The 15,727-nt window shown below is 49.3% G+C and carries 10 protein-coding genes; 1 reads left to right on the top strand and 9 read right to left on the bottom strand.

What is annotated here, in order from left to right; genetic code table 11:
- The first annotated feature begins 143 nt into the window (after positions 1 to 143).
- Positions 144 to 1,481, top strand: a complete 1,338-nt coding sequence (gene bioA, locus AC5YB1_RS11775; protein WP_494519333.1) for an adenosylmethionine--8-amino-7-oxononanoate transaminase — start codon at positions 144 to 146, stop codon at positions 1,479 to 1,481.
- 100 nt (positions 1,482 to 1,581) lie between these two features.
- On the opposite strand, the gene AC5YB1_RS11780 is transcribed toward bioA, so the two are convergent.
- From AC5YB1_RS11780 to AC5YB1_RS11820, 9 genes are all read right to left on the bottom strand, one after another.
- Entirely contained in the window at positions 1,582 to 2,718 is a 1,137-nt protein-coding gene (locus AC5YB1_RS11780; RefSeq protein ID WP_494519334.1) for a GGDEF domain-containing protein, read from the bottom strand.
- Positions 2,719 to 3,224: 506 nt separating this feature from the next.
- Positions 3,225 to 3,596, bottom strand: a complete 372-nt coding sequence (locus AC5YB1_RS11785) for a DP-EP family protein (RefSeq protein WP_119976976.1) — start codon at positions 3,594 to 3,596, stop codon at positions 3,225 to 3,227.
- A gap of 247 nt (positions 3,597 to 3,843) precedes the next feature.
- The gene (locus tag AC5YB1_RS11790; RefSeq protein ID WP_494519335.1) at positions 3,844 to 7,131 is read right to left on the bottom strand and encodes an nSTAND1 domain-containing NTPase; all 3,288 of its coding nucleotides are present in this window, start codon (positions 7,129 to 7,131) and stop codon (positions 3,844 to 3,846) included.
- A 628-nt stretch (positions 7,132 to 7,759) separates the two neighbouring features.
- Positions 7,760 to 8,860, bottom strand: coding sequence for a 2-alkyl-3-oxoalkanoate reductase (gene oleD, locus AC5YB1_RS11795; RefSeq protein WP_110458191.1), 1,101 nt, complete (start codon positions 8,858 to 8,860; stop codon positions 7,760 to 7,762).
- Positions 8,861 to 8,992: 132 nt separating this feature from the next.
- Positions 8,993 to 10,777: an olefin beta-lactone synthetase gene (gene oleC / locus AC5YB1_RS11800; protein ID WP_494519336.1), complete on the bottom strand. Its 1,785-nt coding sequence runs from the start codon at positions 10,775 to 10,777 to the stop codon at positions 8,993 to 8,995.
- Positions 10,777 to 11,649: an alpha/beta fold hydrolase gene (locus tag AC5YB1_RS11805; protein WP_494519337.1), complete on the bottom strand. Its 873-nt coding sequence runs from the start codon at positions 11,647 to 11,649 to the stop codon at positions 10,777 to 10,779. The genes oleC and AC5YB1_RS11805 overlap by 1 nt, the downstream gene beginning before the upstream one ends.
- Before the next feature lie 103 nt (positions 11,650 to 11,752).
- The gene (locus AC5YB1_RS11810; RefSeq protein ID WP_494519338.1) at positions 11,753 to 12,802 is read right to left on the bottom strand and encodes a 3-oxoacyl-ACP synthase III; all 1,050 of its coding nucleotides are present in this window, start codon (positions 12,800 to 12,802) and stop codon (positions 11,753 to 11,755) included.
- A 225-nt stretch (positions 12,803 to 13,027) separates the two neighbouring features.
- Positions 13,028 to 14,380, bottom strand: a complete 1,353-nt coding sequence (locus tag AC5YB1_RS11815) for a methyltransferase (RefSeq protein ID WP_494519339.1) — start codon at positions 14,378 to 14,380, stop codon at positions 13,028 to 13,030.
- Between the two features lie 73 nt (positions 14,381 to 14,453).
- Positions 14,454 to 15,614: a chemotaxis protein gene (locus AC5YB1_RS11820; RefSeq protein WP_494519340.1), complete on the bottom strand. Its 1,161-nt coding sequence runs from the start codon at positions 15,612 to 15,614 to the stop codon at positions 14,454 to 14,456.
- Positions 15,615 to 15,727: the final 113 nt, after the last annotated feature.

Raw genomic sequence — 15,727 nt, forward strand, 5'->3', positions numbered from 1 at the left:
GGCCCTTACTCTGAATATGATCGCGATGAAGTCATACCATTCATCGACATTTATGTTGCTTAGCATACCTTTAGGTCTTAATCTGTCAACGCCAACCAGTGCGCCAAGTTGACTAATGGTCAACAATTAACCACGGAGACGCTATGACCGCGACACCCCCTATCGATTATGATTTTGACAAACAACACATCTGGCATCCTTATACCTCTATGACCCACGCCCAGCCTACCTTTGGCGTAGTGTCAGCCGATGGTTGTGAACTCACCCTCGACAATGGACAGCAACTGATCGACGGCACCAGCTCATGGTGGGCCTGTGTCCACGGTTATAGTCACCCTTATATTCTTGAGGCGATGCAAGCGCAGCTGCACACCTTAAGCCATGTTATGTTTGGCGGGATCACCCATCACAGCGCCATCGACGTGTGTAAAAAGCTGCTCAATTTGACCAGTGATAACTTAACCAAGGTGTTTTTAGCCGACTCTGGCTCGATTGCCGTTGAAGTTGCCATGAAAATGGCGCTGCAATATTGGCAAGGCCAGCAGCTGCCCAATAAGCAACGTATCTTAACGGTAAAAAATGGCTATCACGGTGACACGTTTGCCGCCATGAGCGTGTGCGATCCCGAAGGCGGCATGCACACCATGTTTGGTAATGCGGTCACCCAACAGCTGTTTGTTAATGCGCCGCAAACCCCATTTGGTGAGCCATTACAACACGATGATCTTAGCTCGATGCGCGATGCACTCGATGAACACCACCAGAGCATTGCGGCGGTGATTATCGAACCCATCATGCAAGGGGCTGGCGGCATGCGTTTTTATTCGAGCGATTACCTCAAAGGCTTAAGAGCACTGTGTGATCAATACCAAGTGCTGCTGATTTTAGATGAAATTGCCACAGGTTTTGGCCGCACCGGTAAGTTGTTTGCCTATGAGCATGCCGCTATTGAAGCCGATATTCTATGTGTGGGTAAGGCCCTAACAGGCGGTTATATCTCCCTTGCAGCCACGCTCTGTAGTGACGATGTTGCCCAAGGGATCAGTGACTCGCCCTCGGGGGTCTTTATGCATGGACCAACCTTTATGGGTAATCCACTGGCCTGCGCCGCGGCCAGTGCCAGTTTAGATCTCATCGCCCGCAATGAGTGGATTGAGCAGGTGGCGCAAATTGAGGCGCAAATGCAGACAGAATTAGCGCCAGCAAGCACATTGCCTGGCGTGGCCGCGGTGAGAGTGCTGGGCGCAGTAGGGGTGATAGAGATGCAACAACCATTGAATACCGCCCAGTTACAGCAGGCGTTTGTTGACTTAGGTGTCTGGATCCGCCCTTTTGGGCGCTTAATCTACATTATGCCGCCTTACTGCATTGATCAGCAGCAACTCACTCAGCTGACCAATGCAATGACATCGGTGGCAAAAATGGTGGGTGAGCAAAGCGCTAACGGGCAAGTACTGCCACAATTTATCAGCCACGGTTAATGGCTCAAAGCTAATTGCTCAAACTAAGTGCTAAGTGTTGAGCCTGCCAGTTTGCCAACGTAATCGAGAGCCGTCAGGCTCTCGATTAAGCAGATACCCATTAGACTCTGATATTAATACAGTTTCTACCATCAGATTTGGCCCGGTACAGGGCAGTATCGGCGGCGCACAACAGGGCTTTATAGGTGCGGTATTGGCCTAAGGTTTCCACGGCAATCCCCTGACTGACACTAACACGCACCGAACCATGCAACCCCAAGTCGGTAAATGACAAATGATTAATGGCAGTCTGTACGCGTTGGGCGCAAAGCTGCGCAGCGGTAGCATCACAGTTAGGTAAAATAAGCGCAAACTCCTCCCCACCGTAGCGCGCAGCCATGCATTGACTGGTGGGTAATGCACTGTCAATCACCGCCGCGACCTTCTTCAGGCAGGCATCACCATTGACATGACCATACCTGTCATTAAACAGCTTAAAATAATCTACATCGATCACCACTAAGCTCAGTGGCTGATGGCCATTATTACAATCGACCCAGCAACGCTCTATCTCTTCATCAAACGCATGGCGATTGGCTAATCCAGTTAACTTATCGGTGCGAGCCTGCTGCCTTAAGGCTTGGTATTGCGCCTTATGGCGAGTTAAATTGTGCATCACGCCCATGTACAGTGCTCCCTGCACCGTTGGCGAAGCGGGTAAATAAGACAGGGATAAGTCGACATCTAAGCTCAAGCTATCGGCGCGCTGCAGCACTATCTCCTTAGTGCCCATATTCGCCAGTGCTTCTTGGCCGTTAGCCCCTTGTGCTAGTAGGGATAAATAGCGCTCTTTCACCTCAGGTTGCAAAAAATCACTCCAAGGTTGCTCCGTTAAGTCCTCTATTGATGCGCCAAATAAGGTCGCAGCCATCGGATTGAGCATCTGTAACACCCCTTGCTCATTAATGATAAAAATGGCTTCATTAACATGGTTAATAACACTGGCCAGTGTGGTTAACAGTCCGGGCTGCACCTTGGTAGAGGGGAAGTTAAGCGTGGCTACATTTGCGTTGAAAGGTGTGTCCAGTATGGCCGCACTATCAGTATCAACACACCCACGGTGAGTTAATAAAGAACTATCTGCTGTAGCATCAGCATCGCCACGGTAGGCAGCCCATCTATCATCCAGTTTCTTGAGTGTCTCCAAGCTATCACCTCGGTATTGCTCAATCATGTTTACGCATTTATCAGCTTGCATATCTTATCCCTCGACCTTGGCAGGCAGTCACGGCTTTCACCTTATGGGATAAAGACTACAGCAGCGAAGTGAAATTAACCTTTCGGTACTCTTCCCACGCAAGCCATTGGTTTGATTGATATTAAATGGTGACGGAAGATTAACTCAAGCGAGAAAAGTACCTCATTGAGGCTGATTATTGGCTCAACAAGATAAACAATGCAGATAAATAACCCATACAAACAACCTGCAGCAACATATACATAAGCAATATGCACAACCAATATAAACGACTCAGATAAGCGACTAAGATAAGCGATAGACAACACAGATGAAGAGTCGCTAATTATGTATTTGTTCGCCCCAACGTTAACCGACCTCATGTAAACCGAGTCAGTGAAGCCATTTAATCTATGCACGCGCATAACGAGACATTAATAAAACAAGGGTTTCAATGAAGAAAATTAAGGGAGGGAGCGAAAGCTCAAAAAGCGCTGCAACTCAATGCAGCGCGACTCACTGTAATATTAAATATGGTTTATAACTTGTGGATCTGGACTTAACACTAGCAATGTATTGGCGGCATTGGATAACACAAACTGGAATTTGGTGGTGCCTGGGGTGTTATCTAGGTCCACCATTTGAATTAAGGTGCCATCACTGCTAATCGTTACCGCATCGACAATACCGTCAAATGGCGTAATAAAGCCCACGCCGGTGAATTTAAGGCCTTTGCCGGTATTATCATTGAGCTGGTAGGTAATAGTGCCCGCTTCAGTCACTGTAACATCGCCTTCACAAGGCTCGCCGTTAAAATGGCGATAACTGAATACGGGTTCACCGTTTTCTAAATCGACATTCACTTTCACATAATGGGCCTGACCGGCTGCTTTAGACATTTGATTTCCTTTTAATATTACGCCAGAAACTAGAAACTAAGCACTAGAAACTAAGCACTAGAACAAAAATGATGATTGACATCACTACCTATAAATTAACTGTCTTTTGTTACAATTTTTACCCGTACAGCTAATGCTTACAACTTGATTAACAATTTAAATCGCTTATGTGAGCAGTGCTATTAGCGAATAATGGTTGAACAACAGGTTAACTACTGGCTGACGACAGAATAAATAAAGCCAAGCACTAAAACGTTATACCGCCAACGCCTGCGCTGCTGAGGCGCTGCACTAGCTCGCTGCTGTTGTCTAACTCGCCCAAGCAGTCGAGCGCTTTAGCCAGCGGGATCCCGTAACGGGGATCTTTATCCAGTAACACTATCGGGCTAAGCAGGCTGTGGGCCTTAGCGCACAGTGCGGTGATCTCTGCGCTGTGCTGTGTTGGGTTAACAGGTGTTTTTTGTGATAACTTTTTTTGTAATAGCTGCGCCTGTAATAACTGGCTTTCTGCCAATCTCAGGGTATAGCCAGAATTTTGGCTAAACTCTTTGGTTAACGCTTGATAGGACGCAATAGCGGGCTCGATATAGCGCTGGCTTTGTTCATGCTTGCCAACATTAAACAAGTGCCGCGCCGCAGCGTATTGAAACGCGGCCCACACCTCCCTATTTCTGGGTGAACTAGCCAGTTGTTCATCAGCCGTTAACAAAACCGCTAATCTCTCAATATTGAAGGCATTATCGCTGTCAAAATATTGATCGCTCAAATCCAGCAGTTGAAATAAAGAAAAATATCGCGTGATTTTCCATACATGATTATCGGGGTCTTGAATTAACGCACTGTCAATTGTATTCAATGCTAACGATGACTTGTTAACCGCATCGTGAACCCAACCTTGATAAAAAAGCAGTCGCGCAGCCCTATTGTAACTCCCTGTTAATCGATCTAATAAGTAAGGTTGATTTTCAAAGTTGAGCTGTTCGAGCTCTTGCTGGATCTGCTGATGGATCTCGATCGCGCGGCTAATCTCACCCGCCGATACCATCGCACTGGCGAGCCAAGAGCGCGTATCGGCAATATCGGCAATCATTTGGCTGCTATCTGGGTCTCTCGCAAGCGCTTGTAGCTTCAGTTGCAGTGATTGCTCAAAGGCGGCGGTAGCGCGGCTAAAATCCTTTCGCTTCATATACACAGAGCCCAGCGAGTTATGAGCGTAGGAGAGCTCCATCATGGCGTCTACATTATCAGGCGCCACTCGATACATCCGCTGACTATAATTGAGATACTGTTCAAACCAAGGCTGTGTAGCACGCCAATCGCTGTTATCGTAGTGCAGTTGCCCTAGCCAAAAGGCATTGGCCCCCAAGGCTTTGAGTAAATCTAAATGATTGGGCTGCAAGTTTAACAGCGGCGCCATTTTGTTTTGAGCCGCTAACAGCGCGCTGCGGGCTTCATCGACTTTATTACGCGAATAAGCCACCTCACCCATCGCCTCTAAGGTTTGACCATGCTGAAAACGGGCATCGAAACTGAGGTGTTTCTCATCATCATCCACCGAAAAGTCACTGAAATATTCCAGCGCTTTATTACTGATCCCATCGAGCAGGTCCATTCGGCCAATGCCGCGCAGCTTGTCAGCAAAATCCCCCACCATAAACCCGAGTAAGTTTTCTGCAGCCAAGCGCTTTTGCTGGGCTTGTTGCTCGGCATCGTGACTTTTAACACTCATTAAGATAGAGATAAACGTGAGCAGACATAAGAGTGCGACCGTCGCGCGCCCCGTCCAGCGCCTAACTTGGGCCCGCCGCCGTGAGGCGGCAATAAACGCCAGCTCTGGTTTATCTAAGGTAAAAAACGGGTTATCACAAAGCTGCTCTGCCTCATTGAGCGGTTTACCCGCCGCGAGCAAGTAGGCATTTTGTTTGTTTTCGCTCAGCCAGCGCTGCGACAGATGAAACAGGCGGCTTTTAATGCTTAAGCTATGATGGTGCGCCTCTATCCATGCGGTGATCCTAGGCCATCGCCTGAGCAAGGCCTCGTGCGCAACACTAAAACAGGGCTCACCGTTTTGCAGATGGGAGACAAACAAGCGGCTATCCACCATGGCTTGTACTAGCTGCTGTTCATCCTGACTGTTTAACTGTGACCAGCGCGCAGTGCGGCTGGTAATGCTGTTTTCATCTTCCTTTAAGGTCACTAGCAGTGATAAGACTCGGGGTAAACAGCCTTGCTGCGCCGCACTTAACTGGCAAATGGTCTCTTCAGCTTGTTTGCCAATCGCGCCATCGATACCGCCAAGTTGGCGGTAGACACTGGCGCTTAATTGATTATCTTCGCTGCGTTGCAAATACAGCGACTGCAACACAAATTGCAGCATAGGCAAGGTGTCAGGGTTGCCAGCGGCATCGGAGCAGATCAGCTCATCGAGCGGCATGGCACTGCGCTCATCAAACTCCCAGGTTAAATTGGCCGCTATCGCTGGCAGACGGATCATCTGTAACAGCTCTTGGCGACTCGGCGGCGCAAGATCAAAATGGGCGCCGCGAGATTTACCCGCCATTAAACTAGGGTACTCAACCAACAAGGGGTAAAAATCGTTACGACAGGCGCTGACGACTAATACACTACCGGAGCTAGCAAGTTGCTCGATTAAATCAACAAATTGATGTCTCTCTGCATCACTAAACAGTGGCGATGAGAGCAGTACCTCTAAGCGGTCGATAAACAGTGCCAGTTGTGACAGATGATCAGCATGGGTTCGAAGTGCAGTGTTACAATGCTCAATCACGGCTTTGGGCTCGGTCTGCAGCAACTGGGCTAACGCTTGGGCGCTTGAGCCGTCAAATACCGGCACATCGTTGATCTCCCAATCGAGCATCACACTGGCTAAATCCATCAGCAATTGCCCACTGGTAACATCAGCAAGATCTAAGTGACTAAAAGACTTAACGTTAAGGCCGTTATAACCGTGCTCGCTCATTAAGTTGGGCATCACACCGGCGCTGATCAAAGAGGATTTACCACTGCCACTGGGGCCAAGCACTAAACAGAACCCACGACCAAACTGGATCTGCTGAGCAATGCGATCTAACAAGGTGGCGACCTGCTCGCTGCGGCCAAAAAACACTCCTGCGTGTTCAGGCCCAAAGGCTTTGAGGCCCGGATAGGGAGAGTCGCCTTGCCAGACTTGGGTTTTGGCTGCTTGCTCACTGCCGACAGGATAACTCACCTCGGCAAGCGTGCGATAACCGCGCTTACGTATGGTTTCAATGTAAGTGGGCTGGGTGGCACTGTCGCCTAAGGCGCGGCGCAGTTGATTGATAATTTTGTGTAGCGGATTGTCGCCGATATCGGCCGCTGGCCAACATTGTGCCACGATATCATCACTACTGAGCACCTCCCCCTGATGGCGACAGAGCAGCTGCAATACGTCCATGGCTTTAGGCTCAAGTTGTTTAACCACTGAACCGCAGCGAAGGGTGTTGGCCGAGGGAATAACCTGCCAATCACCAAAATAAAAAATCTGCTCATCCATGTAAAAGAGATACCCTAAACGTATTGGTCGCGTTAACAAAATGTTGGCAGCGACATTTTTTGGCTACAACTTTATGCGCAGTCTAAGGTGAAGTCAATTAAACATAAGAAGAGTATTAGTAGATAAGTATTAGATTATTCAAGGCATTGCCAAATTTTACTCAAATTCGCCTCACCTAGGCTAACTTGAGTCAGTCTAGCTGGCCCATATTGGCTTTACCGATATTGGCTTTGTCAGCAATAACCCTTTTTTATTCGGCTAAACCCATTCAGTGAGACTCTGGCGTAGGCATCATGGGCGTTGATGGGGTTTGTAGGAGATAGATAACGGTGCAGGATACTGTGTGCAGTGTGCTGTGTGCTGTGTGCTGGATAGGGTGTGCACATGCCGCTGCAAAGCATAGAACAAGTGGCTTGTTAAACCTTAGCCCAAATGGCACACATGTTAAGTCATGATGAGTGAGTCGCAACAACTCAAACACTATTAATGAATCTCATATTAACTAATCATATTAACTACTTATATTAACTACTTATATTAACTACTTATATTAACTACTCATTGTTAGTGCGTATATGGGAGGATAAGTTAGCGCGTATAAATTAAGGCGTTAGACAGATAGTTAAAGTCACTTTTGTTGCTGTAACCAAGAGGCTAATAACACCATACCGTCATCGATAGAGATCAGCGGTTGATAACCCAGATCCTTTTTGGCCGCCGAAATATCAAAATAGTGGCTGGTCGACAGCTGCTTAGCGACAAAACGGGTCATGATGGGTTCTTGCTGTTTACCCAGCAGCCAATAGACACCTTCGAGCAGTGCCCCCACCCCATAGGCAAGATTAGCTGGCACGCGTTGGGTAACCGCAGGCAAGTGTGCACAAGCTAAGATCTTATTTAGCATGGCTGCCATGGTGATGGGCTCATCGTTACTTAAAAAATAACATTGCCCCGCACAAGATGGCGCGTCGTCATATAAGGCCAGCGCCGCCAATAGATGACCATAGGCGGCATTGGCAATGTAAATGGTATCGACAAGTTTATCGTCTCGGCCAACCAATTTCAGTCGTTTGGCCCGAGCACGCGCAATCACGCGTGGCACTAAATGGGGATCTTCAGGCCCCCAAATAAGGTGCGGCCTGAGCGATACCGTCTTTAACAGCTTACCATCGGCCAACACTTGGCCATTGGCCGCCACCACCTGTTGTTCGGCGCGGGCTTTGGACTCAGCATAATAGTTAAGGTAACTGGCGGCATAGGGCTGCGTTTCATCGATAAATGCTTCATCGACTCCGGCAAAAGTGACGCTGGGGGTGCTGGTATACACCAAGCGCGGAATATTATGCGCCACGCAGGCGTTAATAATGTTGTTGGTGCCCACCACATTAGGCAGATAATAGCTGGATTTATCGCCCCACACGCCCGCTTTGGAGGCCACATGAAACACCAAATCGCAACCTTGCAGCGCATCAGAAACCTGTTTGGCATCAATAATGTCACCCTTGAGCATATTGACGCCCATGGCGGTTAGCTCTGGATAAGTGCCACGGGCCAAACCACTGACCTTGATGCCAGCAGCGACAAGCCGCTCACAAATCGCCTTACCTAAAAAACCGCCAGCGCCAGTGACTAACACCCGCGGCGCACGCTGCGCTAATTGCTGTAAGGCGGCTTGCTCTTGTGGGTGAAACTGCGCCAGGCTTGGCGCTGTGGTGTGCTCTGCTGTCATGCTACCTGCTGTTATACTCTCTGCTGTCATGCTATCCGTAGCCATCATCATTTTTCAGTCATTTATCGGCCATTGCTCAGTCAGACTCATTTATCTTTTACCTTGCGGCGAGATCAATGGGGCAATTTTTGCTTATTCTTTATAAGTGGCTTGGGCCCATAGTGCTAATTTTTCTCTAAAAATCTTAGCGTTATGACGAATATCGACTGGGAACCCCCCATGAATGGCAAACCGTGTTATCCCTTTTGTTTGCTCATGGGTTTGGGCTAACTCACGTAATTCGTGATACAGCTGCGCCGAGCAACTGCAGCTTAAACCTTGCTTCAGCTCTAAACAGATCAGGGGCGTGGTGTTACCGTCGATGTCGATACCCACTAAGGCGGAGCGTTTAACGCTGGGATGCGTATTAAAAATACGCTCACAGGGAATAGAGAAATAGCGTTTGATGCTGCCCTCATTGTCAGGCGCTAACGCCTCGACCCGGTGCGCTTTGCGCCCGCACATCCATAATTTCCCGTCAGCATCGAGATAACCCAAATCTCCCATACGATGATAAATAACATCGTCATTGCCTACTATTTTGGCAAGCAGCGTCGCGCTGTCACGCTGATAATAGCATCGACTGACCATAGGCCCTGACACCACAATTTCACCAATCTCACCCGCAGGTAAGCGCAAATTGTCATCCCATTGAGCAATGGGCGCGTTATCGATCCCAATGATGGCAATATCGACTCCCTCTATGGCGTCACCTACGCAGATCCCACCGCCGTTATCTGTGATATCTGTAGTGGCAAATAGGGCCTGACTGCCCATTTTACTGATGGGTAAGGATTCTGTCGCGCCATAGGAATTAAGCACCTCAACATCATCATTGAGTAGCTGACTAAAGCGTTTTATAGAAGCGATGGTGGCAGGTGCACCGGCGGAGATCACCCGTCTTAGGCTAGGCAGTGTTACCGCGTGGTTATCTGTGCCCGCCTCACCTAAACGTTCAATCAGCGCCGGATTAACAAACATGTTAGTGCATTGATAGCGTTCGATCGCGGCAAAGATATGGCTAGGATTGGCCGTAATAGGTTTACTGGCATCCATATCAGGCACAATAGAAGCCATGCCTAGCGCTGGGCCAAAGAGGGAAAACAGCGGGAAAGTGGCTAAATCACGCTCGCCATGGCTTATCTGATAATCGTGTTTAAGCGCGCTAATTTGCGCCTCAAACATGCGGTGGGAATAGACCACCCCTTTTGGCGTACCAGTGCTGCCACTGGTAAATAAGATGGCGCACATCTCATCATGACTCAGCAGCGCCATTGGATAAGGCTTATCCACTGGCACCTGGCTTAAGAGTTGGGGCAAGGACACCCCGCCCCACCAGCCCTTGCCGCCAACGGTGATGAGTTTTTTAATGCTGTGTTTACCCCAGCCAAACAAGCGCCTAGCGAGGTGCGCTTTAGGAATACCAATAAAAGCATCGGGCTGAGATTCTGCAAAACACTGCTTAAGGTTTTTTACTCCCATGCCAGGATCAACCAAAATAGGAATGATCCCCGCCTTAAACAAGGCAAAGGTGAGCGTGAAAAAATCGATACTGGGGGTGACCATTAACACGGCTTTCATGCCGCGAGTGATGCCATATTGCTCGAGGGCAAATGCCATACGCGAGCTGAGCTTATCGAGTTCATCGAAGCTAAGCTCTTGATAGCTAAACTTTTTAGTCAACAAACCGCCGTGGGCCTGCTGCACCGCCACCGCCAGTTGCGTTGGGGTTTGCTGGGCGGCGCTGTGCAGATGGCGACACAGATTGGCACCATCGGCATTTAATTGTGGTTTATCAACGACATTTGCCAGCACTGGGCTAACAGATGAGCTACCAGATAAGCTATCGGCTGGGCTACTGCAAACGGGCGGTGTCATTAGTGCGCCATAAACTGGCGAACATGAGCGACAACCTCATCACTGGCATCTTCTAAAATGTAGTGACCACAATCGGCAAATTCATGCACTTGAGCCCCCGGAAACACCCGTTGCCACTCATCTAAGAAGTGCTTATCGAACACAAAGTCTTGCAGGCCCCAACAGATCATCACAGGCAGTGTGGCAAACTGTGGCAAGGCGGCGGCAATATCCGCCACCAACTGATAGTTTCTATCGCCAGGCTTAAGCGGAATATCTTGCACAAAACGCAGCGTCGAGATGCGATTGGCCCAAGAGTTAAACGGCGCAACATACGCTTGGCGAACCGCTTTCGGCATAGGCTGACGTTTAACGCCAACATAAGATGCAATCGATGAAAAAGCATTAAAACCGCGCACCAATACCGTACCTAGCAGCGTGTTGCGGCAGATAGATAAGGCCCACGGAAAGGGTTTTGCCTCTGGCAGGTGAAACGCGCCAGTGTTGAGGATGACTAATTTTTTAATCCGCTCAGGATGACGCGCCGCAAAGCCCATGCCGATCATACCGCCCCAATCGTGCACGATAAGGGTAATATTTTGCTTAACGTTGAGGTGATCTAATAAGGCTTCTAAATCATCAATACGCTGCTCAAGGGTGTAATCGTATGCGCTATCGTCTGGCTTATCTGACAAACCACAGCCAATGTGATCCGGCACAATACACTGATGGTTATCGCTTAAGGCCGATACCAAGTTACGATAATAGAATGACCAGCTTGGGTTACCGTGCACCATCACCACCGGCTCGCCTTGGCCCTCGTTGACGTAATGCAGTTTGTTACCATTGATATCGAAATAATTGCGCTTAAAGGGAAATAGCGTATCGAGCATGATCTTTCCTATATACCATTCTTGTCCTCGATAACGACCGATGCGCCGCTATCGAGATAATCTGTTTGATTGAGACAACACTATGGGGACAATCAGTGGCCAATTACCACTTAAGCCCAAGCATCATGCAATTTAGACCACTGCCTATCCCAAGAAAACTCACCTGATCGCCTTTACGCAAAAAGCCTTGATCATGCGCCATGGCAGCGGTGACCGGCAACGAGACAGTGCCCATGTTGCCCAAAAATTGGTAGGTGGGAAACTCTTTCTCTTGCGGAATATTAAGCGCACTGAGTACCTGTTTACGGTTAGAGGCGCCCACTTGGTGACAAATCACTTTGTCGACCTGCTCCACCAGCCAGTTACGCTGCTCAAGGAAATGGCTCCAAGTATGTCGTGCCAGCTCGACCCCCTCTTTCAATAGGGCCACACCATCGGTGCGCATAAATTCGCGGTACAGTTGCGTGCCCGCTTCTTGCAAGCCCCACTGACACAAATTGTGATGCTCGGGTGCCGACAGATGGCTTGCGCCCAGCAGTTGGTGCTGGCGATCGCCTTTTAAGGGGATGCTACCATCGGTTAACAACACCGCCACCGCGCCCGAGCCGCCAGTTAAGGTCGCTAACGACTGCGCATAATTTTGCATCGTTGGCTCAGCTAGCATATTGTCTATGGTGATATCGACAATATGACGCGCCGATTCACACGAGACCACCAGCCCAGCTTTGATTTGGCCTAACTCGATGCGATTAGCGATATCGAGAATACCCGACAACACCCCAAGGCAGGCGTTACTGATGTCGTAAATGGCAGTATCTTTTGAGACGCCAAGCTCCGCCGCGATGCGACATGCTGTGGCTGGCTCATGTTGGTCACGACAAACGCCGGTGTAAACCACCGCGCCTAAATCGCTAACACTGATGCCGGTTTCTTCAATAGATTTGTACGCCGCAGCCAAGGCGCCGTCAGATAATCTGTGGCCTTTAGGCCACCAACGACGCTCTTGGATCCCCGTTAATGCAGCAAGCTGCCCCATTGGGATCCTAAACTTTTGATAGAGAGGGGCTAATCGAGACTCTAACTCTGAAGTGGAGACCACTACAGGTGCCAGCTCATAGGCTAGACTATTTATAAAAACGCGAGAATATTTCATGCAACCGTGTAGTTCGCTCAATATATCAACACTAACCGCGCCAATATTTATTATTCACTGATAACCCGACATTTGAGCAAGAAACGGCGCATGATTCAATAAAAAACCATCATAGAGCGGCTTTTTTCGGCAATATGTCGACAAGTGTCGCCTCTTTAACCAAGTCTATCGGCTTTATCTCACCAAGTGGCACGTGCATTCGCCCAGAACCAAGGCTGCGCCGATTTAGTCATAGGTGTGACGCTGAGCCAAAATCAGATGGTTTCGCGGGGTGATCTGCTTATCACAAAAAGTGGTCAACTTGACCTGATAACCCGCCTCTTCGAGAAAGCAGACTCTATCAAGTAAGAGCCATTGCTCCAGCGCGTCACGAAACAGGTGCGCCACCAGATCGATACGCCGCGTGAGTCGCTGGCGTCGATACCCTAGTGCCAAATAGTGCTCCACAGGCCAGTTTACCGGCAACGATACCCCTTTTTGCGCTGCGGCCCAGAGACAAAATGCCTTAAAGTCACCATTGAGCTGACTCTGTTTTACCGACGGTATCGGCAAGTAATGATCATGCCCGCTCACCTCACGCTGCAAGCTATCAAAACCTAAGCGCCACGCCACCTCTTTATGGCGCAGCTCGGTGGCCTTGTCATTGGCAATAACGCTGTGCTGCAAAGGCAACTGCAGATCGTGACGACTTAAGTTAAGTCCGCTTTGCTGAGCGACCTGCGATAACGGCTGATAATGGCTAGCGCGAATAAGATGGTAACAGCAAGGTGATATTGCCAATGAAGCAGTGTTCGCGCACCTTGCCTGTTGCAGTAACGCCACATGTAAATCGCCACAAGCATGCAATGCCACCGCTTGCTGAGCCGGTTTTAGCAACCGAGCGGCATCGGGGCTAAAGGCATCGGCGCAGACAAACCGTTGCGGCAATGACCACTGCTGCGCAAAGGCTTGACCGCTATCACATAAGGCCGATTGCCATTCAAGACTAGTGACACTTCGCTGCTGCGCTTTAGCGATTAACCGCCCCAGGTGACCTTTACCAGCGCACCACTCGAGCACATCGTGCTTATCATCGGCAATGGCCTGGGTAAATGCACTGATCTGCTGCCACTTACGGCCTTTAATGTGGGCGCTAAAATGGGGCGCTACCTCATCGGCTAAGCCGGTGACAGCCACATGCTGTACCGCGTGACTTACCTGCGGTTGAGCGGCGCGTGGCGCATGGGGCAGCTCTTGGTCTGGCGCGTTGACGTTTTTAGTGCCAAAAGCATTTACTTCGCCCGACAATAACCCCAGCGAATCTAACAATACCTGCGCCTGAGTCGCAGAAGCTGACTTCCCATTGGCCATTGCGTTAATATCGTGCGTCAGTGCTGGCAGCAAGATCGCCAGTAAGCGCGGCGTATTGACATCAATAGCGTCGATATCATCATCGTCTATTTGCCACACCTGCTTAGCCAAGGTCGGGTAGTGTGCCTCCCAAGGCAGATGATGACATTCGAATGCTTTAACCTGCCATAACGCACGGCTGCTATGCAGTAATGCGCCAAGTACCTGCAGGGGTTGACCATAAGACATGTTGATTCCTTCATAAAAAAGCACTCGGTGAGTGCCTTGTTATTGTAATCAAGTTACCGCAGCCAGCATAGCGCTATTGAGGCGATTGCGGCTTAAGCGCCATGCGTTTGCCCAGCCAAACGCCCAAGCCGAGCGGCGCAAAAAAGATCACCAGCAAAAATAAGACAAAATAGAGGATCAGGCTCTTGAGCGTGGCGGTTAATTGCGCAAACACCACCTCAACCGAGTGCTGGGCGATTTGATCCAGATTGGCTGCGGCAGCCATACGCTCTCTTGCCACCATCTCCTCTAGGGCAAGGCGCTCATTTTTAACCATAGATTCGAGTGCTTGTCGCTCGGTAGACAGCTGCACGAGTTTGCTATCGGTCGCTTCACTGAGCTGTTGTAATAGTGGGGTCAGTTCGCGGCGCAGATCCACCGCTAAGTCTTGCATCATTTGTGGGCTCTGCTCCATTAAGCGGTGAAAACGCGCCGATGTTTCGCTGATGCTGGCCAAGGTCACCTGAATATGTTCCACATTTAGGTTTGAATGCAATGCATAAAGCTCTGCTTTCCAGCCAAGGATCTTAGGCATCTGCTCAGATATCATCGCCATGCGATCGGAAATATCACTCATCACCTCGGGCACTGTGCCAAATGTGGTCACCGCTTCAAACTCATGAATGGCTTTAAAGTCTAACCAACCCCTAAAAGCAGAACGGCGCACAAAGGTGATATCGGTCAGCGGATTATCGGCCACGTACTGATTAACAAACGCCTGATACTGCTTAAAATCGACCTCGTTGACAAAGCCTTTCACTGTCTGCTCGAACTCTTGTTGCAGTTGCTGACTAGCGGTGACGGCAATGGCTTGCTGCTCGCCAAACAGTTGTTGACCTGTGCCAGAGGCAAAAAAGGCCGACATTTGCGCCGTTAAGGTCCAGGTATCGACCATAGCTGCCATAGGCGATGCCTGAAAGATCGCCCGCTGCAAAGCTTGCTCGCTGTTGATTTTCCACATCAGGGAGTGAGACTTGATAGCCACATCATCGGGCGCTAACGCCGCAATTTTATCGGCGCTATGCTCAACCCCAGCGTAAAAGGTATTACTAAACTCACGACTAAACACCCGCATATTCAGCTGTTCCTTAGGTAGTGGTTCGATATCACTTTCTAATTTAATCTCCAGTAATGAGCAGCCGCTAACGCCGATTAACATGATGACGATTAAGAAAAAATGAATATTACTGCGCATAACATAACCTGTGAGGTAAGCAGATTGAAGTATCTCTTAAAGTAAGTGTTTTATGCAGGCGGCTCAAGTGATAGTGATTAGATAATCTCAATAGCGTCAGGTCTTAGCCTCAG

It is taken from the genome of Shewanella sp. 433, from assembly GCF_059338565.1.

Coding starts and splice junctions, on each gene's coding strand:
- AC5YB1_RS11780 (WP_494519334.1), bottom strand. CDS start 2,718: ATGCAAGCTGATAAATGCGTAAACATGATTGAGCAATACCGAGGTGAT.
- AC5YB1_RS11815 (WP_494519339.1), bottom strand. CDS start 14,380: ATGTCTTATGGTCAACCCCTGCAGGTACTTGGCGCATTACTGCATAGC.
- AC5YB1_RS11805 (WP_494519337.1), bottom strand. CDS start 11,649: ATGCTCGATACGCTATTTCCCTTTAAGCGCAATTATTTCGATATCAAT.
- AC5YB1_RS11790 (WP_494519335.1), bottom strand. CDS start 7,131: ATGGATGAGCAGATTTTTTATTTTGGTGATTGGCAGGTTATTCCCTCG.
- bioA (WP_494519333.1), top strand. CDS start 144: ATGACCGCGACACCCCCTATCGATTATGATTTTGACAAACAACACATC.
- oleC (WP_494519336.1), bottom strand. CDS start 10,777: ATGACACCGCCCGTTTGCAGTAGCCCAGCCGATAGCTTATCTGGTAGC.
- AC5YB1_RS11820 (WP_494519340.1), bottom strand. CDS start 15,614: ATGCGCAGTAATATTCATTTTTTCTTAATCGTCATCATGTTAATCGGC.
- oleD (WP_110458191.1), bottom strand. CDS start 8,860: ATGACAGCAGAGCACACCACAGCGCCAAGCCTGGCGCAGTTTCACCCA.
- AC5YB1_RS11785 (WP_119976976.1), bottom strand. CDS start 3,596: ATGTCTAAAGCAGCCGGTCAGGCCCATTATGTGAAAGTGAATGTCGAT.
- AC5YB1_RS11810 (WP_494519338.1), bottom strand. CDS start 12,802: ATGAAATATTCTCGCGTTTTTATAAATAGTCTAGCCTATGAGCTGGCA.